Annotated in this window: 17 protein-coding genes; 5 read left to right on the top strand and 12 right to left on the bottom strand. The window is 39.6% G+C overall.

What is annotated here, in order from left to right; genetic code table 11:
- The first annotated feature begins 2 nt into the window (after window positions 1–2).
- From OQX61_RS00625 to OQX61_RS00610, 4 genes are all read left to right on the top strand, one after another.
- Window positions 3–1,016: a zinc-binding alcohol dehydrogenase family protein gene (locus tag OQX61_RS00625; protein WP_265839701.1), complete on the top strand. Its 1,014-nt coding sequence runs from the start codon at window positions 3–5 to the stop codon at window positions 1,014–1,016.
- Between the two features lie 414 nt (window positions 1,017–1,430).
- On the top strand, window positions 1,431–2,090 hold the full coding sequence (locus OQX61_RS00620; protein ID WP_265839700.1) for a hypothetical protein: 660 nt from the start codon (window positions 1,431–1,433) through the stop codon (window positions 2,088–2,090).
- Between the two features lie 294 nt (window positions 2,091–2,384).
- Window positions 2,385–3,242 carry a helix-turn-helix transcriptional regulator gene (locus OQX61_RS00615; protein WP_265839699.1) on the top strand — a complete coding sequence of 286 codons (858 nt, stop codon included), beginning with the start codon at window positions 2,385–2,387 and terminating at the stop codon, window positions 3,240–3,242.
- A gap of 97 nt (window positions 3,243–3,339) precedes the next feature.
- Window positions 3,340–4,062, top strand: a complete 723-nt coding sequence (locus OQX61_RS00610) for a siderophore-interacting protein (protein WP_265839698.1) — start codon at window positions 3,340–3,342, stop codon at window positions 4,060–4,062.
- A 134-nt stretch (window positions 4,063–4,196) separates the two neighbouring features.
- Here OQX61_RS00610 and OQX61_RS00605 read toward each other — a convergent pair whose 3' ends face one another.
- Window positions 4,197–5,297: a serine hydrolase domain-containing protein gene (locus OQX61_RS00605; protein ID WP_265840312.1), complete on the bottom strand. Its 1,101-nt coding sequence runs from the start codon at window positions 5,295–5,297 to the stop codon at window positions 4,197–4,199.
- 396 nt (window positions 5,298–5,693) lie between these two features.
- On the opposite strand from OQX61_RS00605, the gene OQX61_RS00600 reads away from it, so the two are divergent.
- On the top strand, window positions 5,694–6,953 hold the full coding sequence (locus OQX61_RS00600) for a hypothetical protein (RefSeq protein ID WP_265839697.1): 1,260 nt from the start codon (window positions 5,694–5,696) through the stop codon (window positions 6,951–6,953).
- Window positions 6,954–6,971: 18 nt separating this feature from the next.
- Here the strand turns inward: OQX61_RS00600 and OQX61_RS00595 are convergent, their stop codons facing one another.
- The 11 genes from OQX61_RS00595 to OQX61_RS00545 form a co-directional block, all read right to left on the bottom strand.
- The gene (locus OQX61_RS00595; protein ID WP_265839696.1) at window positions 6,972–9,281 is read right to left on the bottom strand and encodes a polysaccharide lyase 6 family protein; all 2,310 of its coding nucleotides are present in this window, start codon (window positions 9,279–9,281) and stop codon (window positions 6,972–6,974) included.
- A complete protein-coding gene (locus OQX61_RS00590) occupies window positions 9,278–10,561 on the bottom strand; it encodes a hypothetical protein (RefSeq protein ID WP_265839695.1) in 1,284 nt (427 codons plus the stop codon). The genes OQX61_RS00595 and OQX61_RS00590 overlap by 4 nt, the downstream gene beginning before the upstream one ends.
- A gap of 12 nt (window positions 10,562–10,573) precedes the next feature.
- Window positions 10,574–12,157 (bottom strand): RagB/SusD family nutrient uptake outer membrane protein, encoded by a 1,584-nt coding sequence (locus OQX61_RS00585; protein WP_265839694.1) that lies wholly within the window; start codon window positions 12,155–12,157, stop codon window positions 10,574–10,576.
- 26 nt (window positions 12,158–12,183) lie between these two features.
- A complete protein-coding gene (locus tag OQX61_RS00580; RefSeq protein WP_265839693.1) occupies window positions 12,184–15,387 on the bottom strand; it encodes a TonB-dependent receptor in 3,204 nt (1,067 codons plus the stop codon).
- Between the two features lie 153 nt (window positions 15,388–15,540).
- Window positions 15,541–16,293, bottom strand: coding sequence for an SDR family oxidoreductase (locus tag OQX61_RS00575; RefSeq protein ID WP_265839692.1), 753 nt, complete (start codon window positions 16,291–16,293; stop codon window positions 15,541–15,543).
- An 11-nt stretch (window positions 16,294–16,304) separates the two neighbouring features.
- Window positions 16,305–17,591, bottom strand: a complete 1,287-nt coding sequence (locus OQX61_RS00570) for an MFS transporter (RefSeq protein ID WP_265839691.1) — start codon at window positions 17,589–17,591, stop codon at window positions 16,305–16,307.
- 24 nt (window positions 17,592–17,615) lie between these two features.
- Window positions 17,616–18,494, bottom strand: coding sequence for an alpha/beta hydrolase (locus OQX61_RS00565; RefSeq protein WP_265839690.1), 879 nt, complete (start codon window positions 18,492–18,494; stop codon window positions 17,616–17,618).
- A 32-nt stretch (window positions 18,495–18,526) separates the two neighbouring features.
- A complete protein-coding gene (locus OQX61_RS00560; RefSeq protein ID WP_265839689.1) occupies window positions 18,527–18,874 on the bottom strand; it encodes a cupin domain-containing protein in 348 nt (115 codons plus the stop codon).
- The gene (locus tag OQX61_RS00555) at window positions 18,855–21,008 is read right to left on the bottom strand and encodes a heparinase II/III family protein (RefSeq protein WP_265839688.1); all 2,154 of its coding nucleotides are present in this window, start codon (window positions 21,006–21,008) and stop codon (window positions 18,855–18,857) included. Before OQX61_RS00555 ends, OQX61_RS00560 begins: the two co-directional genes overlap by 20 nt.
- 67 nt (window positions 21,009–21,075) lie before the next feature.
- Window positions 21,076–21,813: a FadR/GntR family transcriptional regulator gene (locus tag OQX61_RS00550; RefSeq protein WP_265839687.1), complete on the bottom strand. Its 738-nt coding sequence runs from the start codon at window positions 21,811–21,813 to the stop codon at window positions 21,076–21,078.
- A gap of 78 nt (window positions 21,814–21,891) precedes the next feature.
- Window positions 21,892–22,755: a heparin lyase I family protein gene (locus OQX61_RS00545; protein ID WP_265839686.1), complete on the bottom strand. Its 864-nt coding sequence runs from the start codon at window positions 22,753–22,755 to the stop codon at window positions 21,892–21,894.
- Between the last annotated feature and the right edge of the window lie 57 nt (window positions 22,756–22,812).

Below are 22,812 nucleotides of genomic sequence, written 5' to 3'. Positions count from 1 at the left end.
AAATGAAAGTATTAATTTGCGAGGCACCCGGTAATCTGGTGTATTCAGAAAAGGAAATTCCGTCAGTAGAGAAAGAATATTCGCTGGTCAAAATTAAGAGAATTGGCATATGCGGAACTGATTTGCATGCGTTTGAGGGGACGCAACCCTACTTTAATTACCCTCGTATCCTCGGACACGAACTTTCGGCCGAATTAATCGAGGCCAACGGCGCTGTGGGTTTTGAAAACGGAGAAATGGTCACCTGTATTCCTTATTTTAATTGCGGTGTCTGCATTGCCTGTAAATCGGATAAGCCCAACTGCTGTGTTAAAATGAATGTTGCCGGTGTTCACATTGATGGTGGGATGACTGAATATTTAAATCTGCCTTCGTATTCGCTGGTTCATGGCGAGGGGCTAGGTTATGATGAACTGGCCCTTGTGGAGCCGCTTGCTATTGGCGCACATGCCGTCCGGAGAGCGAATATCGTTTCTGGTGAATTTGTGCTGGTGATCGGCGCCGGACCAATTGGTTTAGGAGTCATGGAATTTGCCCGTATTGCAGGAGCAAAGGTAATTGCCATGGATATTAACGACAATCGCTTAAAGTTTTGTACAGATAACCTCGAGGTGCAACATTCCGTAAATCCGCTGAAAGAAGATAGTCTGGAAGCCATTACTTCGATCACTAATGGCGATATGCCGACCGTAGTGATCGATGCTACAGGAAGCTTAAAGGCTATTAATGATGGATTTCGATACCTCGCACATGGTGCCAGATATGTACTAGTTGGTATACAAAAAGGCGATATCAGTTTCAATCATCCGGAGTTTCACAAGCGTGAAGCCACTTTAATGAGTAGCAGGAACGCGACCTCTGAGGATTTTAATCATGTGATTGCCTCTATGAAAACCGGACAGGTTAAGCCTTCAACATATATCACACATCGCGTGATGTTTAGCGAAGTTAAAGGTGAATTTGAAAATTGGCTGGATCCTGATTATGGTGTGATCAAGGCAATGGTGGAGCTTTAAGGGGTATTTAAAAAGACCCTGGCTTCTGCCAAAATATTCATGATCCTCGGCACTAACTTTTTTATTGAGTTCATTAGTGTAAGTAACAAAAACATAGGATTCAGTCGGGGTTTGAGCCTCGCTACAGCTGAGTATTAATAAGAATATCGGGAGGATTAAGAGCGCTTTCATATTGTTTTTTAGAGATATGATGATTCTGAGATAGAACGTTGCATTCAATTTAGTTTTTCCTTAGTGTAAAACGAAATTTGTTTGAAAAACCTGGATTTCTCTAAGGTATTTCGGGATCGGTATATTACCTTTTTTAGTGGTTTTTCCAGTGAGAGCTGAGTGTTATCGTTTGGTTTACAGGGTTAATTGGTTTGTTGTTAGATTAATTTGGATACATTTAGGTAATGGGAATTTAAATAGGTTATGCTATTTTGGTTTAGACCTAAAACTTCTAAAAGAAAGATTGATGAATTTATACCTTGTACGACCGGCAGTTGTAATGATATGCTTTTTATTGTTTTTTTACTTTGGAGTAACATTGAGAGCATTATACCCGAAAGCTCAGTCAAATTCAAGACAAAAAAGGAAATTGATGCGCAGGGAAAGTTGGTCACATCTGGTTTTATTGATAGGCACATTCATCCAACCGATGTGTTCGGCGATTATAAGAAAGCACCTGTCTTTCTGGCTAGGGATTCTTTGAAGGTTTTTCGTAAAAGACTTTCCGCTCAGTACCTGCCTTTTGGAACGACCACGGTATTAACAATGGGACAACCAGAAAACTGGTTAGAGCCGCTTTTAAAATGGCAGAAACAGACTGAACCGGATAATGTAGACTTATTTATAGCCGGTGGGGCGTTAATTTCAAAGGAACAACGGGTACCTTATATTGGACATGCAATGATGGAAACACACGGAGCAGCAAGACAAAAGGTAAAGGAGTATCATCGTAGGGGAATCAACCGGATTAAATTATACTATCGCTTACAGCGTCCAGAATTTATAGCCGCTTTCCGACATCTGGAAAAAGAATACCATGTTTTAAAAGAGAAATTGAAACACATGCCTGGGAAACCATCCTGAAATTCTGATCATATCATTAAGCTAATGATCTTCCAATGCCTGTTTTTAAACAAGTTGTCGAGAGTTTCTTGCCGTTTTTTTTGGCAATGATACGATAGTAAATATCTGCCAATTTAAAACGGAATCGGCTCTGCCAGCTTATACATACAACGTGTTTATTCGTTGAGTAGGTCATGTAATTAGTTATCAATGAAGATGTATATACCCTAAAAAGTCCAGTGATTCTGATCTCTTGTCTACCTTTCTACAGATATATACCGTACTTTACAGTTTTAAACTGTTACTATATAATTCATGACGAACAAGTCCTCCCCAATACCTTTATTCAAGTTACAGGAAAGGGGTAAAGCTTTATTCGAAGTCCTACAATTAGAGCCTGAGTGGTATACATTGTCAACTCATCCGGCGCATCGGGATGATTACTATGTATTGATACATCAGGAATCTGGAAGTACCAGATTGATGGTTGATTTTCAGGAGGTGGTAATTGAAGGCGCTGCTATTTTTTGCATATTTCCGGGACAAGTACACTACGGAATTTCGACCGAAGAGACTCTTTCATACGTCATTGTAGTAGACCCGGTTTGTATTCAAGATCCGTTCCGTATGGTTTTAATGGAAGCTGGTATTCAAAACACGCTGGTTAACATAGACCAGGATGAATCAACCCTGTTAAAAGATTGCATTCAATTGTTGCAGACATTTGATTCCGAAAAGTATGGTAGTTTTGATGAGCAGCCAAAACGTGCCATGCTTGATGTTTGTCTGAGCTTGTTCACTGTAGGTTATCAAAAGAAAATCCGGTCATCTTCTCCATCCAATCTCCGTACAACAATTATTAACCGTGAATTCAGAAGCTTGTTGTTAATGAGCTACAGGACAATGAAAAGTCCGTCTGAATATGCCGCATCCCTAAATTTATCGCCATCTTATCTGAATGAAGCAGTGAAGGAGAGTTCCGGTTATCCGGTAAGCTACTGGATACATCAGGAAATTGTTATGGAGGCTAAAAGGATGCTTTATTATTCTGATAATACGGTCAAAGAGATCGCTTATAACCTAGGCTATTCTGACCCGGCCTATTTTATCCGGCTGTTTACTAAGATAGTCGGTATTCCTCCCATGCATTTTCGGAAAAAACATAGGATATAGTTCTTAATACCGCAAATAGTCCTGTGTTTCCGCAGATCTGTTCATTGATTGATTTTCTTGTTTTCCATTACTTTGTCCCAACAAAAAACGGAAGGACATGGAAAGAAATAAGAGTGTAATACTTAAGTGGGTCGGTGATACGATGGAGCGCTTACTAGCCTCAAAATATCTATCGGTGAGGGTAAGTTCAGTTTTAGAATTGACTCCTGAAATTAAGAAAATAAGCTTTTCCGGTGATTTTTCTGAAACAGATTTTTACCCTGGAGATGCAGTCGCTTTCCGCGTAAGCGATCATGAATTTCGCAATTACACCCTTTCAGCGTTTAATAAGGGAGAGGGGAGTTGTGAGATTATATTTCATACTCATGGAGCCGGGCCGGGCAGTCATTTTGCCACACATCTTTTAGGTGGGGAGCAGCTGAAAATGGTCATTCCCAGGGGGAGAAAAATGCTTGAAAAAGAGAAGAAATATCATTTCTTTTTTGGCGACGAAACAAGCCTAAGTCTGGTAAGTCTCTTTGCCAGGGAAATTAGAAACAACAACCAATATTACCATGGAATACTAGAACTTAGGATGGAGAATTTAGAGGTTATAAAGCGGCTGGACTTGTCTGTTCATGGTGTTTTAAAATCGCCGGGAAACCCCGCTAAAAATGCAATATCTTGTCTGGAAGTGATGAGGAATGATTGTCCGGATATGTTTAAAGAAGGGCTTTTTTACCTCACAGGAAATGGTTTGTCAATTCAAAGGTTTAGACGTGCTTTAAAGATGATGGGCGTGATTCCGAAAAATATTAAAGCACAAGCGTATTGGATATAGGGTAGAACGAGCTTAGAATTGAATTTCACAAAACACCTCAGGCTGCACTGAGTTGTTTTGTGATGCTGTCTTTATCTTACCGAACACTTTTATCAAAGTTTTCAATCTGTCCAATAAGTTGCAATGTGAAAAGTTTATTTACCCTCAGTTACAGTCTGTGTAAGGATGTTTACAAGGGGGCTCTTGTCTTCCAGATATTTATTGCAGAGAAATAATCCTCCTAAACCATTTGAGGGATTAAAAAGGATATATGCACTAACACCCGGATCGTCTCCATCATGTCCAATTGTAGCATTTGTGTACAAATTCCATAAGATACCCTTGTTTCTACTCTCAAGCTTTATTCCCTTTGGTGGATCCTGATTAGAAAATTGAGGTGTAAACATGGTCTGAAAAGATTTTTGTTTTAATAAAACGGATCTTCCTGATAATCCATTGATCATATCTACCAGGAACTTACTTAGGTCGGATGCATTAGTTTTCAATCCTCCATCCGGATAAGTAATGAAATCATATAATGGGAAGATGAGATTTGAGTTGTGATATAGTCTTGCCTGATCTTTTAGCTTTACATTAGCGGTGAACCAGCTTGAATGGTTCATTGATAGTGGTTTGAAAATATATTCAGAGGTAAAGGCACTATAGGAAGTTCCGGATTTAATTTCAATTATATAGGCAATAAGTGCTGTTGCAATGTTGCTGTAAACATACTTTTGACTATCAGAAATATTCACAAAATTATCCTTACTGTAGTATTTGCCTTCAGTAGATAAATAGTTATAATTGAATTCTTTCAGTGTAGAGTCCTTGATTTTTTGCTGATAACCCATGCTTTTCATGAGCTGCATAAGATCCTTGCTGAAAGGCCTGCGTTTCAGGTCAAATTTGTAAGTATTGGGGAAAGTAATTGGATTATCTAATAAGCCGGAGGTGTGGGTCGTCAGTTTTCTTATTGTAATTACATGATCAGGTTGATAAGGATTAATTACTTTAAAAGGAAGAATCTCATTGATATCGGTATCTAAAGTAAAGTAGCCTAATTCTGTTGCCTTCATAAGTGCTACAGCTAATATCATTTTACTGACTGACCCAATAGGTTGTATAGATTTCAAGGTATAAGGTTCTGCTGCCTGGATGTTGGCAAATCCGAAGCCTTTTTTATATATGACACCTTTGGTGTCAACAATAGTTACAGCAAGGCCAGGCAAACTGTCTTTGGAAACTACCGACTGGATCTGTTTAGTTAAATTGAACTTATTTTTTGTGCTGGAGCTACCATAATAAATCCCAGGTAAAATAGAAGAAAACAGGGGTAGGCGAGCATGGATTTTGGTTTCATGGTTTAATGATTGGGGTCTTATGATGCTGGCTCAAATATATTGTAAAGATTAGTCCGGAAATTGTACAAAATATAATTTAAACAAAATTAAGTTACTGATGTCCCTGGTAAAAAATATTTTAAAGCAGCTAATCCGGCACTTAGATAATCTGTGTTTTCTGTTGTCGGCGTTTAAGTTAATTAATGGTAAATAATTAAATAATTACAATATATAATTAACATTTTTACACTAAATGTGTTGCGTGCTTTCTCAAAGTATGTCGAAGACCGCATTGTGAAAACATACAACTTTATGACGCTTATCAAAAATTTATTTTTAGTAGCTACTCTATTTCTATCATTGAACGGGGCTGCTCAAACTGTCAAGAGCTATCTTTCTAATCATGCTATTGACCTGTCAAAGGACATCTTAAATAGGAATGAACTCGATAGTTCATTTTTTAATCATAAGCTTTTCCTGTTAAGTGAAATACATGGTATTCAAAAAGGGCAAGATATTGACTATACAATGGTCACTATGTTAAATCGTGAAATTAACTTAAACACGTATGTTGCAGAATTTGACTTTGCTAAAGCATATTTTCTAAACCAATACCTGGAAACTGGAAATGAAAAGTTAATAGATGATGTCTTTGACGATTGGGTAAAGCAGGATATTCAGTGGGGGAACAAGGATTTTCAAAATAAGATCAGGAAGATAAGGCTCTACAATCAGCAACTCAAACCAAATCAAAGAATATATTTTGAAGGCATCGATCATATAGAAAATACAGTGATAGCTGCCAGGTATTTTAAAGAAGTTTTGAAAGACCCGTCCTTACAGAAAATAAGCAAAGCATTCCATCCTTTAATCAATGCTTTAGAGGCAAAAAATGACAGCTTAATTATATCTATTTCAACAGGTTTAAAGAGCGAATTTGAACTTAATCCGCAATTTAAAAGCGTCAGTAAATTTGAAGACTTACGATTTGCCCTAAAAAATTGTATGATGATAAATTCTGATAGGGAGACTTTGTTGCATGATAATTTCGTAGACCTGTTTAAAGTAAGAAATTGGAAGGATAAAAAACTGTATGGTTTTTTTGGTTTTGGTCATGTCATTCAAGCTGAGGTAAATCCGGGGAAAAGAAAATCATTAGCAGTTCTGCTTGCTCAAAATGAAAACCTACCACTAAAAGGTAAAATACTTTCTATCGTTATGCTTTATGTAGATTCAAAGATGATGATTCCTACATTTGCAATTCCGGAAGCCTGGCAGGACAAAGGAAAAAGATTTAGCATGATTACTCAGTTTAATCATGATGGTCCGCTGCTCAACGTGGAGGGGATAGCGGATTTTAAAGCGGTGACAAAACCGAATACAGCAACCTTATTTAATTTAAAGGCTAAAGGATCACCATATCTGCTTAAAAGTTTAAATATTAAATACGCTGATATGATGCCGAAAAACATGCGGGTACTCCTGGATGAAAAAGGAAAATATACAACAGACTACTTTCAATACATGGTGCTTGTTCGAAATTCGGAAGCAACACAACCTGTTAATAATTAGTGAAATATAATGCTGAGTTTAATAGCTATAGGATTGAAGTAGTGGAACACTTGCCCCAAGGGGCTGCTGACTATTTGATGCGGTTGTAAGTTTTAGTGATTCCGGTTCCTCAGTATACACATGCTGACCAGCAACTTTATTATAAAAAGATTCTATTTTTCCGGATTTGTAGAAATTACAATAATCAACAAGAATATTGTCCGTTCGGTACTCCTGAAACTGTATCGAACGGCCTCCCTGACCGCATTTTGAAAACCCGGAGTTAGTAACCTTCGCCTGCTGTACACCAATAAGTTTGATGGCAGCACCTTGTTCTCTATTTTCAACTTCATTAAATGAACAATAATTGATCGTTACAAAAGGCCCCAGGGTACTTTCATCATTTCCCCCACGATATATATTTATGGCACTTCCCAATAAATTTGTAAATACGCAATTGGTAATACTTACAATTTCAGCATTGTAAATACCTTTATCGTCTTTCTCTGAAGCCAGATTTATACCAGTCCCGGAAAGGTGATGAAAAATAGAATTACTGACCAGCAGGCTATCTGCAAGTGTACCTTTTGAACCCGCAATTCCACTCTGTGTACTTTCGTTAAAATCATAAAATTCACAGCCATTGACATTTAAATAATAAGGCCTGTTCATTGGCAATTCAGTAGATTTAATACCTGCATCAACACCAGAAAAACTTTCAAAAGTCCCTTTAAAGGCTATATTTTCTACACTCAGGCGACCGCCATTCTCAACTATAAAAAATGCTGGCATACTACTGAAAGTTGCATTTAAGAGTATTGGTCTTTTAGTCAGGTTTTTCGCAGCCATAATCATCAGTGTTTTATTGATTTGAATGCTCTCCTTCATTTTATAATAACCTGTATCAGTAAGGATAATGGTATCCCCGGACAAAGCCTGCTGAATGTAACTCTTAAAGTTTTCACTTTGCGCTGCGCTTACCTTAAAACTTCTGCCTTTGCGCGCTGCAGTTTTAACAACTGGATGAAACCATGAGGCACCTGTGTTTTTGGCCTCAATAAATGAAATTTGCTTCAGATCAGCTCCGTACCCGGAGTCGTAGGGCAGTTCAAATCCTTTTAGGCGCAAGTGTTTTACCTTTGTTTTTTTGAAACCAGCAGGCAGATCCCCAATGTTTTCTGCGCTGAGGGCATTGTCAACAAATTTCAGCCCATTGTCATCGTTTAAATTCTCATAAATTGTTGAATCCTTACTAAAAAACAGGTTGTTTTTGAAGACTACATTCTGAGGGGACAGTGTTCTTTCCGCGTCCTTTCCAGCCCCAAAAAGGAGATTTGTACAATCAATAAAAGTGTTTTTTTCTACAATTACATCCTTAACCTGGTAATAGCGGTTGATTAAAGAGTTAGGTACCCCGTTCATAATGCTTAAAGGTGCTCTGAATTGAGTTCCTTTAAGCTGATAAAAGACATTGTTTAAGACCTTGTGACCGGGGTTAATAATCCTTACGCCGCCAGTAAATAGCTTGTTATTACCATTGAAAAAGTTGCCTTCCACCAGGTTGTTCGAACCATGTCTTAAAACCAGACCACCTTCACTTTCATAAAAAGTATTATAACTAACCTTGTTTTCTCCGGACTTAATGGATATTATTTCCACCTCTCCATTGCAGCGCTCGAAATAATTATGATTGATACTGGTTCTGGAAGGGGTCAAAGAATATCTGGAAACTCCTACGCGGATCGTTTCGGCTCCATTGGAACCGAAGCGCTTACGCCCCTTGAAATAGTTGCTATCAATACGATGGTAGTTCGCCTGACTTCGCTCATCATCCAGCTCCACAATAATTACTGGCCCGGAATTCAGTTTGTCAACAAATGTAGCATGGTCTATCCGGTTGTGTTTTCCATAAAGAATTACCCAGGTATCCCCTTTAAGGCGTTGTGGCTGACTGTAATTTTCGATCACTAAACCAGTAACCCTGCAATGATTAGCCAGGTTTTTATGGTCTGTCTTAAAGGAAATCACAGCTCTGTTAGGTGTAAAACCGTCCTTAAAGTGGAGATTCATGACCTGTAGATATTCACCGGCTAATTGCAAATAAGAGTTGCCGGTCAGGACTACTTCGCCAGGGGTTTCAGGTCTGATGACAATTGGGTTTTTAGCAGTACCCTTACCATTCAGAATTAATGCAGCATCCTTCCATGCTCCGTTTTTTAGTACAATGGTATCACCAGGTTTTGCCTTTAGAACGGTCTTTCGAAGTTCTTCCGGATTATGGACAACTATGCCGGCAATGGAGCTGATCGCATTAAACATCAGGAAAATCAATATTAATCTTCTCATCATTTAGATACTAAAATGTCAAATTTAATAGTTGAAAGTGCCGCTGTTGAAGCAATGTTAACCTCTTTAACCCTAAGTAGTTGGTTTGTAAAGGTTAATCCGTCAGCTTTTGGTACACGTACCCAAATTAACCAGGCGTTGGTCAGGTTGAATATTGCGGTTGTTTGGTTTGCCGGATTGGCATCGAATTTTGCGGTATTCCCGGCGGGAACAGGAATCCCATTAAAAAATGCATCACTAAGCTCTGTAATCGTATTTGTATTAAATGCTGCATAAACCTGATCTACTGCTGAGGTGCCGGGTACTAAAACCCTGAACTTCGTTGCCTTTAAATTAGCCGCATTTGGTTCCCAGATAGCTGTACCACATTTAAAGTTTTTTGAAATGGTAGTTGTATTCGCCGGACTGTAAATGGTGTAAATAAAAGTACTCGTGCAATAACCTACAAAGTCAGTTTTTTGCTCTTGTCCGCTAATGTTACAACTTCCGGTCACAGTACCCGTTTCACCCATAAAAAAGCTACTGGTAGATGGGCTGGCGGTAGTGCCATTCGCCATCATTTCAATGCCTTTAAAAAGATTGTAATTAAGCAATGGAATAGTAGTAACCGAACTTGCAGTTAAACCATAAAGATCAGTAATCACCACCTTTAGTCTGGAAGCATTTTTACGGTACGTATACGTGTAATTCAAATCATAAGTTTTCTCCTTGTTGAGCAAGTCAATTTTATCAACTAAGGCATCAATCCCCTGATAATCATCGTAAATCGCGATTTCTTTAATTCCATTTTCTGATGAAGCGGTTCCAGTGATCATTATTTTCCCACTTTCGTCTGGCAGCAAACGCGTAGGAATGTTATTTAACTGCGGCATAGGAGGACTAAAAGCGGTCACTTTGACAAAGCCTTCAAACGTGTCGTTATCCATATCCCTGATCGTTAACTTAATGCCCTGCATCTTTTCAAGATTTGCTGAAGCATAACTTACCGTAGGAATAACGAAGTGAAAATCATTTTGATTGATCGCATCCTGCGTACTTCTGTAGATCAGGGAATCGGTTTTATTCAAACGAACGAGGTAGCCGTAAATCTGTTTAATTCCCGAACCAGAGCTGATATTCCCATTGATCACTTCATCAGGTGTTATCGCTTTTAAGGCCATATTATAACTGAATTCTTTAGCAGTAACCTTAGTTGTGCCTTTTTCTGCTATCTTATCTTTTTTGCAGGCTGCTAATGCGGAGATGCAAAGAATAAGTACCGTTAATTTTAGCTTTTGTTTCATTTGATTACAGTTTTAATAACCATTGTTTTGAGTGATTTTAAGCTGATCATTGCTGTCAATTTCCTTTTGTGGAATTGGTAATAGCATCCGGTTGTCTACCACATTACTTTGTAATTGAACCACTGTTATCGCTGGTACAATGCTCTTGTAGTGGGTTGGGAATTCAGTGGAAAAATGGGCTTTCAGGACTTCAATTGCCTGTCCGCTGCGCAATAAATCAAAGAACCGCTGGTTTTCAAATGAAAATTCCAATCGTCTTTCATTAAAAAGTGCAGCTATAAACTTTCCGTCATCTGTTACTGCATTCGTCTGACTTGCATCTGACGGGTATTTATAAAAACCAGTTTTGAAATCACCAGCAACGAAATTTGCGGCACCTGATCTTTCCCTGACCTGGTTAATGAGACCCATAGCAACTCCGGACGGACCATCAAATCCTAAAGCTTCTGCTTTCATCAGCATGACATCAGAAAAACGGATGACCGGGAAATCATTCTCTGCATCATCTTTCAGCAGAACCGGTGATATAAATTTCTTTACATATAACTTCGAACCATATTTGCCAATAGCTATATCTCTTCTTTGATCTACAGGAGCACCTGCTAATATTTTATAATTACCATCCAATTCTGCTGTTGGGAAATTATAGCCTAATCCATCGCCATTAATCACGGCATTGCCACTGGAAGTTGGTGCAAAAGAATTTGCCATCTTGTTGCCCAGGCCAAATCCACCGGCTTTAAACCGAACTGAAAAAAGAATCTCTTTATTCAACTCATTGTTGATGGAAAATACATCCGAATAGGAATTAAGCAGACCATAACCGCTATTCAGGAGCACATCATCCAATAGGGGCAAAGCCAGATTTTTCTGATTTAAAGTTAAATAAACCTTAGCCAGCAATGCTTTTGCTGCCCAGCTGGTTGCCCTTCCACGGTCAGCATCAGGGATAGCGCCATACGAAGCCGGAGACATCAGGTCTTTTGCTTTAGAAAGGTCGGCCACAATCAATTGATAGCAATCCTGTATTGAGCTTCTGTTTAATTGTTTAGATTGTTTGGGATCAACAGGTGTGGTGATTAAAAACACGCCTCCATACAACCTAACCAGGTTAAAATAATGGTAAGCTCTAAGGAACAAAGCCTCACCCGCCAATTGATTACTTTGTGCCTCAGTCATTTTTGCTGATCCTTCTGTAAATTTGAGGCTGCCATTTTCATAGATCAGGCCCAGGCTCTTCAATACATAATTGACAGACCGGATATTTTTATAGGTATGTAGCCAATATCTGTAAACCTTATCATGAGAAGAATTCAAGGTAAACATGTCCAGCTCATTAAATTCTACATTGATTGAAGCTGAACTATTAGGAACCCCTTGTTTGGTATTGTCAGACCTCAATTCGGTTAGCATCCATTCCGTTTCCAATGGCAATTGCAATCCATTATAACTACCGGTAAGTCCAACTTTAGTCTCCTCATAATTCTTGTAGAAATTTTCTACACCTATATTTGAGATGGGGTCAATAGCAATTATCTTTTTGCAGCTAATTGTGAAAAATATAATTACAAAAAAGGAATATTTTAAATGTTTCATGGTCAGTTTTTTAATTGGGTTTATGCCTAGAAATTAACATCTAATCCAAAAGTGTAAGTTCTGGCGATTGGGAACGCTCCACGTTGATAGCCGCTTACCAGGGGAGAAGCATAGGCAGCGCTGGTGGCTCTCGCTTCAGGGTTAATGCCTCTGTAACTTTTTCCCATCAGGTAAAGTACATTATCAATAGAGCTGTAAACTCTTACGCCATTTACACCTAGTTTTTTAACCAGTTTACCGGGCAAAGAATAACCGAAAATGATGTTTCGCAAAGCAGCATAAGAAGCGTCTTCGATCACATAATCTGTTAACAACCAGTTCTCCCCATTGGTATAATAAGGCGTTTTGCCGTCACCAGGATTTGCAGCACTAATCCAGCGGTTTTCAGTGAAGTTCTTATTGTATTTCCTGGATTCGTTATAGTTTGCATCCCCGTTAATTACACTTCCACCTTGTACACCCTGGATCATAATATTCAAGTCAAAGCCTTTATACTTAAAAGAGTTATTGATGCCCCAGATGAAATCCGGAAATGGACTGCCAATGATGACGCGGTCGTTGACATCAATTTTCTGATCCCCATTTACATCCGCATATTTTAAACCACCGGCAGCAAAATACTTGGATAGGGTAGAAGTTTGTCCGCTTGCTTTAGCGGCATTAATTTCTTCCTGAGAAGTCCATATGCCATCCGTTTTATAACCAAAAAACTGGATAGCAGGCTTACCCACAATAGCGGCATAAATTTCATTACGCTCGCCGTAATTATACTGGAATGGCTCACCACCCAATTCCAGCAACTCATTTCTGTTTCCGGAGATGTTAAAATTAGTGGTCCAGCTAAAGTTTTTGTTTTTTATGGTATTAGACGTGAATTCTAATTCCAGTCCCTGGTTTCTGATTTTTCCGGCATTGTTAATGTATTCAAAAGAACCGCTAAAGGACTGTGTGGCCTGTTTGTATAACAAGCGGTCGGTAACTGCATTATAATATTCCAGGGTTAATGAAAATCTGTCTTTCAGAAAACCAAAGTCGATACCTGAATTGAATTCAAAAGTTCTTTCCCAGGTAATGTTTGGATTCGCTAAAACATCACTGTTAGGGGATAAGCCCAAATCCACTGATCCTGTACCCGAACCAAAGGAATAGTTGCCCGGGTAAAGAAGGTTAACAAAAGAGAAACTTGGGATATTATTGTTCCCTGTAGCACCATAACTTGCTCTTAATTTTAAGTTGCTAACCCAGTTTACGTTTTTCATAAAGTCCTCTCTGCCAATGCCCCATCCAGCCGAAACAGCAGGGAAAGAACCGTACTTTTGTCCCTCAGCGAAATAAGAGCTTCCGTCTGTTCTGAAACTGGCAGAAAACAGGTATTTGCTTTTGTAATCATAGGTAATCCTACCCAGATAGGAAATTAATCCGCTCCGGTCTTCGAGTGTTCTGGTCAGGGCCTGGTCAATTTGCCCCGCCTGATTTAAGGTTTTAAAGTTGTCTGTAGGGAAATTTCTCCCCACAATATTGCTCTCCTTGATTTTAGTTTGTTGCGTGGTATACCCTAATAATCCTGTGAAATTGTGATTGCCTTTTTTCAGCGTGTAATTCAAGGTATTCTCCCATAAAAAATCGAGGTATTGACGGGTATAAATGGTCGCCTCGTTTACATCCCCATCTTTACGGGCATCTGATAAAGTAAATGTTGAGTTTTCCTGGTTGGTATAATATCCGCCTACAGAAGTTTTGAAACTAAGGCCTTTTAAAATGTTGACACTCAGGTCTCCACCGCCAAGCATCCGGAAGTTTTCCTGTGACCTGTTTTCCCTTGCAGCAATAGATGCGGGTGTATTGTTACTGGTTGCAAAAGGTTCAACCGGACCGTTACTACTCCAAAGGGAACCGTCTGGCATTAAGCCGGAATAATTTAGCCCGTTAAAATGCCTCGCCTGTACAAAATCTCCGGCCTTAACACCTGTCCACTGTGAGTTTTGCTGAACAAAAGCTGCGGTAAACTCATCATGTTGAACCGGAAGAAAAGAGCCAAACCTAAAGTAATCGGTAAAATTAACGGCTGGTCGCTGTGTTTTAATGTATGAAGGATTGAAGTTGAAACTGAACGTTACTCTTTTGCTTAGGGCACCATCAACCTTTGCTTTTACATTTAACCTGGTGTTTTCACTATATTTTAATACGGCCTCATCTTTTTGTCCGCTGGCAGATAAGTAATATTTTAGTTCCTTTTTGCCACCGGAAATACCTAGCTGGATATTCTTGATCGAAGCATCTTGCAGCGCTTCCCTTTGCCAGTCGGTAGGCCCCCCGGCAATTTGGTTTTCAATAATATAAGCGGCTCTTTCTGCCGGGGTGATTAAATTCTTCTCATTAGCAGGTACCGTTGGATCATTTTCCCGCAATGCGGCATCTGCAAAAAGTTGGTTGGTGTATTCGGTAACACTCAATATCGGGTTAAGCTCGTAAGGCTTTTTAAAGCCGTAATAAGTTTTAAAGGTATAGCTGGGTTTACCGGAAACGCCGCTTTTGGTGGTAATCAATATGACCCCATTTGCAGCTCTGGAGCCATAAATAGCGCTTGAAGCCGCATCTTTAAGGACCTCGATTGATTCCACATCCTGTGGGTTAACAAACGAAAGACCATCGGGGACAGGGTAGCCGTCTACTACCACTAAAGGTTGAGAACCGGCACTGATCGAACTGAAACCCCGAACCCGGACTACAGGATCTGCTCCAACTTCTGAGCTTACATTCTGTATGGTTACACCGGCAATTTTTCCGATTAGTGCATTATCGAGTCTTGAGGTAGGAATCTCGTCGAGGTTGTCATTTTTGAGCTTACTCACCGCACCGGTAACGGAAGATTTCTTCTGCACTCCATAGCCGATAACGACTACCTCATCCATTACATTCTTAATTTCCTGAAGTATGATGTTGATGTTTTCAGCCTTTGTAACTAAGTGGCTCTGTGGCTGGTAACCGAGGTAGTTAAATACCAGTGTTTTTCCGGTTTCAACAGTAATGGTAAATTCCCCCTTTGGGTTGGTCATCGTACCCTGCTTCGCATCTTTTACTTTCACTGAAGCGCCAGGTAGCGTTTCTCCTGTTGCAGTTTTTACCAGGCCCTGAACCTTTACTTTTGTTTGAGCAATAGCAGAATTCATAAACAACAGGCAGGTAAATAATACTGCAAGCTGAATAGATTGCAAATAAAATTTTTTCATATTAGTTTCTATTTGGTTAGAATTTATTTTATACCCAATCCAGTGTGGATTGGTTTAAAAGCATGAAGGTCATTTTGCTAAAATCTACCTCGGTTTTGGGGGGTAGAAAACTGCTGGTATTGGTCAGCAGTTTATCTGCTGACCAAATCAGTGTTAGGAGAAGTTTAATCCTCCGTTAATGTCAATATTTGTTCCTGTGATATAACTAGCGTCATCGGAAGCCAGATAAATGATCAGGTCTGCCACTTCTTTTGAATCTCCTTCACGTTTAAGCAGTGTGGCCTTAGCTACATTCACTCTTACTTCCGGTTTGCTGAAAGTATCATGAAAGGTGGTTGCAATCATGCCGGGTAATACTGCATTTACGCGGATATTATTTACACCTAGTTCTTTGGCAAGGGCGCGTGTATAGGTCATTACACCACCTTTTGCGGTTGCATAGGCACTGGCACCTGGACCGCCACCATCTCTGCCGGCAAGAGAAGATAAGTTGATGATCGAAGATCCGGCGGGCATATAAGGGATGGTCGCTTTAGAAACCAGAAACACACTTTTTAAGTTTAGGTCCATCACCTGATCCCAAAAGTCTTCATCAAGTTCTGCTGTTGTTTTTCTGGCAACCATGCCGCCGGCAACATTCACAAGAATATGAATTTCTTCGCCAAAAGCTTGTCTGGCTTGTTCAACAAGACGCAGTGTTTCCGGGGTTTTGGTCACATCGGCTTTAACAATAATAGCTTCTCCGCCTGCTTCCTGTATGATCTGAAGTGTTTCTTCCGCATTCTCAATACTTCCATGATAGTTAATCACCACTTTGGCACCTTGCGCAGCTAATCCGATAGAAACGGCTCTACCTATATCCCTTGAACCACCAGTTACAATCGCTACTTTATTTTTTAGACGCATAATTAATTTATTTATGAAATGATTATTTTTTTTGAGGTTATATATTTGATACAAACCCAGGTGATTGGTACCAGCACAGCGGCCAGTACAAAGAAGGATTCATAACTTGTTTTTGTGATGATAGGAACTGCCCATGTGGTTAATAGCGTACCTGCAACAGCAGCCGTGCCACCCATTCCTGCTACCGTACCTACATTCTTTCCATGGAAATAATCGCTCGGAAGGGTCTGGATATTGCCAATCAGAAATTGAAAACCAAAAAGGGTAGCACCGATAAGCAACATGGCCAGTGTAGGGTTTTCTTTGAGTATACTCAGGAAATATACGATGGCTATCAAAGCACTAATCATAATGGCACAACCGATAGCAATGGCATCTTTTCTGGCTTTTACGGCATTCACACCTTTTTTAATCCGCCAGGAAGAATAATAGCCACCAAGTAAGCTGCCAACAGCAGCAAATAGATAAGGCAACCAGGTAAAGGCACCAATCTGTTTGATGTCGAACAAAAACTGCTCTTTCAGGAAGGTGGGCAGCCAGGTTACAAACAGCCACCAGACCGGGTCAATAAAAAACCTGCCTGCAAGGATACCCCAGGTGTTCCTGAATTTCAGTAGTTCTCTCCAGGTTAAAACCGGGGCAAGGTCAGCTGTGTGTGTTGCATTGGTGCCTTCATCCAGGATATGAACCTTTTCCTCCTCGGTAATCCAACTGTGCTTGTCGGGTGTTGCTTTATTGACAAACCACCATGGAATAACCCAGATCAGCCCTAATGCGCCAATCAATACAAAAGTTGTTTTCCAGCCAAAAGCAATATAAAGTAAGGCGATAATCGGAGCGGAGATCACGGAACCCATAGCCGCTCCCGCACCAAAAATACCTTGTGCAATAGCACGTTCTTTAACAGGAAACCATTCTGCGTTACTTTTTGTGGCTCCGGGCCAGTTACCTGCTTCACTAAAACCAAGCATAAACCGGAAGATATTGAAAGAGAATAGTGATCTTGCAAAAGCATGTAAAGCGATTGAAATGCTCCAGCTAACGATAGAAATGGTCATTCCTAATCTTGTACCTACGGCATCCATCAATTTTCCGGTAAACGTTTGCCCAAGGGCATAGGCAATCATGAAAAAGGTCGTAATTAATGCAAGTGCATTTTTATTGTCCTCGTCTGCAATTCCGAAGTCTTTATATATATAAGGCCATAAAATATTAATGGCACTTCTATCGATATAATTGATTACCGTTGCAAGGGCAATCAGCGCTATAATGTACCATCTTAATCCTTTGATCTTCATTTTTTATCTATAATTTGATTGTATTTAAAGTCCTAAGCTTTTCAGGAAGTCCATTATTTTTCCATCTACCATACTGTTGTCTTCTTTAGAAAACTTACCATGCAAGCCGCCCTTAACGATCACTAACTCGTTTTTTACACCCATTTTGTCATACCTTTCTTTGAGGGCGATGGATTGCTGATGAGGGACGGTAGGATCTGCATCACCATGTACAATAAAAGTTGGCGGACTTGTTTTTTTGACCTGATATAATGGAGACACTGATTTAATGAAAGCATCATCTTTAGCTTTTTCTCCTAACCAACTGGTCGCAGATTTACTGGTTTTAATTGGCCCGTATGCCCAATCCCAGACATCAGTGATTCCATATTTATCAATGATTGCAGCCACTTTAACCCGTGTATTCGTAGCACAATTGGTGTCAAAGACAGGGTTGTTCTCTAGTAGTCCAGCCATTAAAGCCAGGTGACCACCTGCCGAACCACCCATAATCACGATCTTATCCGGGTCAATATTTAGTTTTTTAGCATTGTTGATGATATAAATCAAAGCGCATCTACTGTCTTCAATAGCCGCCGGAGCAGTAGCGACACCTGTTAGCCGATATTCAATATTAGCTACTGCATAGCCTTTTTTAAAAAAGCGGCTAAAACCAGTTTGAGATTCTTTGGTTCCCTTATTCCAACCGCCACCATGAATGTTAATGAGAACAGGCGTAGGCTCTTTAGTCAGGGGAGGTAAATAAAGATCCAGCTTGCCTTCCCAATCGCCAACTTTGGTATAAACCACATTCAGCTGTTCGGTAAAGCCATTCGGATACTGAACTTTTTTAGGCTCAATTTCCTGAGCATAGAGCGTAAAATTTGCGCATAGCAATCCACATAATATGAATATTGACTTCATAGTTAATTGTTTTTAAGGAGGTTAATTAATTTTTAGCGATTCAGGAAGTCCTCGCGGTGTGGGCTGAAAATATCTATTAATATTCCTGGTTCAATACAAATACATCCATGTATTTCATGAGGAGGCACATAATATCCATCACCTTTTCTAATGATACTTACATTTTCACCAATGGTCATTTCGAAAACACCACTATCAACGTAAGTTACCTGCGAATGGTGATGTTCATGTAAAGTCCCTACGGCTTTGGCTTCAAACCTTGCTTTAACAAGCATAATCCTGTCATCATAACCATAAACTTTCCGGGCTACACCATTCCCCAGGTCTTCCCAGGTTGTTTCTTCTTCTATCTGAAATAAATTACTTTGTAATATCTGCATTTGTGAGTTGTATATAATTGTCCTTATCCTGGTAGTTTATCCTATAATCATAAACCTTACCTTTAACTTTAAATGAAACAGCTACACTTTTATCGTCGGCACTTCTGATTTTTAGTTCAGTGACTACACTAGCCGAACCGACCGTAGTTTCAGTCACTGGATTTGTACCGCCATGGGCTTCTGTAATGGTAAAGAATACCTGATTTTCTGCCTGTTTTTGAGAAAGTAAAAAAGCTTTGCTTTCTACCAGATTCATATCAGGATCATTGGCTCCGAGAGAAAGCAATTTTACCTGAATAGGGGAGTCGGTTACAAAATGTGTGGTATAAAAGCGTTTATTGTTTAGCACAGTAATGTATCCGCCTGAAGCGGGTAAAGTCTGATCCGCATTGACCCAGATATGCTCATAACCATTTTTGCTGCCCAGCGTTTTTAAATTGTTTGTATAAGCATTAATCTTAAACGAGGCATCAATTAAATGGCCATTATACCAAAACGGAAGGTCATATTGATGAGGTTTTGAAGACAATGCCTGGAAAACGTCCAGTAGTAGTGGTTTAGCAAGCGATGGTACTTTTACCAGTGCGGAAGTTCTTTTCATGGTTACCCCGGGATAGGCTTGCGCTTCCATCGCACTTGCCACTTGCCGGGTCGCCTCCTTGTTAAAATAGAGTTTAACAGCAGGATGTTTCTGTGCTTCCTGCCAGTCTCCTTTAAAATTAGAAGTCTGATCAACCACCAGGGTGTTGTGCGCAATAGTTTGCTTTGCCCAGCTTTTATTTTCAGGAAGGTAATCGCCACCTTTCTTAGATTCAATATTCATGAAACGTGCGGAACCATAATCAGGGAAGACTTCCACATTATTGTCATAGTACAGGATATTTAAACGGTCAAAATGTCCATGTCCCATTCCCTGAGATGCTGCTTTTAGTAAAAGACATTGCTGATCGCTGTTTTTGCCATACCTCAATATCCCTAAACCACCATCCAGTCCCCCGGCTCCATCACCAATCCATTGTGATTGATATACGAAGGGTTTGGTTTTATTTTCATGGAGCGCAGTTGCTACTTTTAAACCCGCATCTGAAACGACCACCTGACCTTGTTTTTCTGCAATATCCAGTAATTCAGGTTGGGCCTTAATATCTGCATAGGAAATATCTACCCCATATACCAATTCTGCAGACTCATAAGTTTTGTCTTTAATGGCATCATTAATCGGGAAAAAGAAACCATTGGTATAGGTGAGCTGCAGGGAGGTATTTATAGCTTTCGCGAGCAATTGACTACGGTATTCAAAAATTTTCAATTCAGGCTGGTAATTGTTGATAGCCTTCGCAAATATCACAAATGGTAACAAAGCATAGCGTTGATAATAGGGACCTTCGGTGTAATAACCATCCGGAGAAAACAACTGATCTACCTGGGCCAGATAGCCGGTTTTGCCATCTTTATTGGAACCTTTAATAGCCATCTGAACATATTCAGGGATATTGAGGACATAGCCGGTCATACCTACTGCAGCAATATCCCAGGTACCGTGGTTATGAATTTTATCGAAAGTTTCTTTACAGTCGACGGTGAAAAACGTCATCATGGGCTTGAACAGGTGTTTTTCAATCATTGCCCTGTCTTGTGCGGTAATGGCATCATAAGCAAGGTCATAACCCTGAATGGTATAAACCTGCCAGACAAAATCATTTAAACTCTGCCAAAAAATTCGACCACCCTGGTGACCATCTTTACGTTTAGGATGTAGGGGCCATTTTTCATAAGCCTCAGCATATTTCAATAAGATATTGCTGATATATGTTGCATATTTTTTATCACCGGAAATTTGCCAGGCGATCCCACAATTCAGGATATGGGTGTAATTTTTCTTATGCTGTTCATGGGTATAACCACCTCCTGCATCAGCAGGAGTAGGCACTACTATTGGCTGACTTAAGGCCAGATCAGCATCTTTTTTAACCACTTCATAAGAGTTTTTTAATATTGGATAGGTCAACACTCCTTTCCTGATTGCAGGTATATTTTCTTTGGTCATCATTAAACCAGGATGCACCTGGGCGACCAAAGTCAATGAAAAAAACAGACACAAGAAACCTAATACTAACTTCTTAAAGCAGTTCATAATGATGAATTAAAGAAAAGGATTACTCCTGATAGAGAATGATCAGGAGCGGAGCCAAGTCATAGAGTTAAATTTTTTGAATTAGTTTTTGCGCAGTAAATCCTGCTCTGCTGATTTGAAACATATCATCAAGATGGGTCGCTACAGCATTTTCTGCAGCATCAATATCCTGATCTTCGATGGCTTTAAAAATCAGACGGTGCTCATTTTTAGCCTGAATACCACGATTCTCGCCGCATATCTTATTTTCTACAATGTTTTTGATGAGGTCAGGGATAAGAATCAGGATCATAGATTCAATGACAGGATTTTTGGTCGCCCTTGCAATTCGAATGTGGAAGATCATGTCTTCTTCCACAGCATTCTGTCCGCTGTCTACCTTAGATTCATAATCAATCATGGCTTCCTTCAGACTAATCAGGTCTTGTTCTGTTCTTCTTTCGGCAGCAAGTTTTACGGCATCAAGTTCTAAGTAATAGCGGGCTTCAAGTAGGGCATTAAAATCATCTTTATTGAATTTTATAATATCTGTAATAATATTATCCAATACTTTGATACTTAAGCCAGATACATAGGTGCCACTTTGGGGATTGGTGCGTAACAAACCATAAAACTCCAGTTTCAAAATCGCTTCCCTTACATAGCTTCTGCCTACACCAAATTTCTCGGCAAGCATTCGTTCTGCAGGTAGCCTGTCGCCAGGTTGTAATTGTCCGGAAGTAATCAGTTGTTTCAATTGCCCGATTATTTTATCAACGGGCGATTCTATCTCGATTGATTTAATCGTTTCAATAAAAGCTTTCATACGTTATATTTGGTTTACCAATTAATTGGTAAACCAAATATATAAAACATAATTACATTAGCAAAATATTCAGCTTAATTATTTCTTTAGCCTTTGAATGCTGAAATCATTAAAACGAATCTCTTCATCTCTTAAAAAGCCTTTGTCATTTAAACTCCTGTATAAGCCCCATTTAGGTCTGCAAAAAGTGGTTTCCTTGCGCCATAGATTTAGATCTTCTTTTTTAAAATGGAGTAGTTCCGCTTTATCAGCGACTCTGGTCACCTTGATTTCATAACTACCATGTTCAGAAAACCGGACTGTTTCGGTAAATTCAACCCATTGCCCTTCAAATTCTTTGAGCGGTACCTCATACAATTTCCCAAGACTGGTTTGGTCATCTCCGCCGCCATTATGGATAACCTCCAGTTTATTTCCGGCCTTTTTATTCCTGGCAGTCAGGGTAATCATGGGCATGTCTGCATCGCCATCGCCTGGTTTAATTTGGTGAAGGTGAGAAAATGAAGGGGAGGCCTGGAAATTTTTGTCGAGCTTCATTTTCCATTTGTACACAAATGTATCGTTCAATGCTGCGATCAGGGAATCAGGTGATTTATCATAGGTTTTAATCTCAATGCGCTGGCGATCCGTTTTAGGGGTACAACGGTCATTGTCCGGACTAACGTGCAAGAAAAAAAGAAATACATAGGTATTGAGGTCTTTGTCAAAGACTTGTTGAATGTGTTTTCCAAAAGCCAGATGGCCACAGTCCGGAACTTCAACAACATCACCACTGCCTCCAAAAAACTTATTTATCAAGGCATAAGTGTCCGTTTTACCATCAGCACTTAAGGTAACACGCTCCTCATTTTTAACCGGAGGAGTGCTGGTTATGTGTTTTTTACAAGCCAGACTAAGGTAGCAAAATGCGATCAGGGTAAGTAGGGGGAGGTTTACTTTCATATTGTATATATTTGGTTAACCAAATGTATACAATATGAGCTACTATTCTCTTCGCTT

The organism is Pedobacter sp. PLR, from assembly GCF_026239675.1.
In the GTDB taxonomy this organism is placed as follows: Bacteria; Bacteroidota; Bacteroidia; order Sphingobacteriales; family Sphingobacteriaceae; genus Pedobacter.
Note: the sequence above shows the minus strand (reverse complement) of the source record. Positions and strands in the feature narration are given on the sequence as shown.

Excerpts from the sequence above, each read along its gene's own strand:
- OQX61_RS00625 (WP_265839701.1), top strand. The coding sequence starts at position 3 with ATGAAAGTATTAATTTGCGAGGCACCCGGTAATCTGGTGTATTCAGAA.
- OQX61_RS00620 (WP_265839700.1), top strand. The coding sequence starts at position 1,431 with ATGCTATTTTGGTTTAGACCTAAAACTTCTAAAAGAAAGATTGATGAA.
- OQX61_RS00615 (WP_265839699.1), top strand. The coding sequence starts at position 2,385 with ATGACGAACAAGTCCTCCCCAATACCTTTATTCAAGTTACAGGAAAGG.
- OQX61_RS00610 (WP_265839698.1), top strand. The coding sequence starts at position 3,340 with ATGGAAAGAAATAAGAGTGTAATACTTAAGTGGGTCGGTGATACGATG.
- OQX61_RS00600 (WP_265839697.1), top strand. The coding sequence starts at position 5,694 with ATGACGCTTATCAAAAATTTATTTTTAGTAGCTACTCTATTTCTATCA.
- OQX61_RS00595 (WP_265839696.1), bottom strand. The coding sequence starts at position 9,281 with ATGATGAGAAGATTAATATTGATTTTCCTGATGTTTAATGCGATCAGC.
- OQX61_RS00590 (WP_265839695.1), bottom strand. The coding sequence starts at position 10,561 with ATGAAACAAAAGCTAAAATTAACGGTACTTATTCTTTGCATCTCCGCA.
- OQX61_RS00585 (WP_265839694.1), bottom strand. The coding sequence starts at position 12,157 with ATGAAACATTTAAAATATTCCTTTTTTGTAATTATATTTTTCACAATT.
- OQX61_RS00580 (WP_265839693.1), bottom strand. The coding sequence starts at position 15,387 with ATGAAAAAATTTTATTTGCAATCTATTCAGCTTGCAGTATTATTTACC.
- OQX61_RS00575 (WP_265839692.1), bottom strand. The coding sequence starts at position 16,293 with ATGCGTCTAAAAAATAAAGTAGCGATTGTAACTGGTGGTTCAAGGGAT.
- OQX61_RS00570 (WP_265839691.1), bottom strand. The coding sequence starts at position 17,591 with ATGAAGATCAAAGGATTAAGATGGTACATTATAGCGCTGATTGCCCTT.
- OQX61_RS00565 (WP_265839690.1), bottom strand. The coding sequence starts at position 18,494 with ATGAAGTCAATATTCATATTATGTGGATTGCTATGCGCAAATTTTACG.
- OQX61_RS00560 (WP_265839689.1), bottom strand. The coding sequence starts at position 18,874 with ATGCAGATATTACAAAGTAATTTATTTCAGATAGAAGAAGAAACAACC.
- OQX61_RS00555 (WP_265839688.1), bottom strand. The coding sequence starts at position 21,008 with ATGAACTGCTTTAAGAAGTTAGTATTAGGTTTCTTGTGTCTGTTTTTT.
- OQX61_RS00550 (WP_265839687.1), bottom strand. The coding sequence starts at position 21,813 with ATGAAAGCTTTTATTGAAACGATTAAATCAATCGAGATAGAATCGCCC.
- OQX61_RS00545 (WP_265839686.1), bottom strand. The coding sequence starts at position 22,755 with ATGAAAGTAAACCTCCCCCTACTTACCCTGATCGCATTTTGCTACCTT.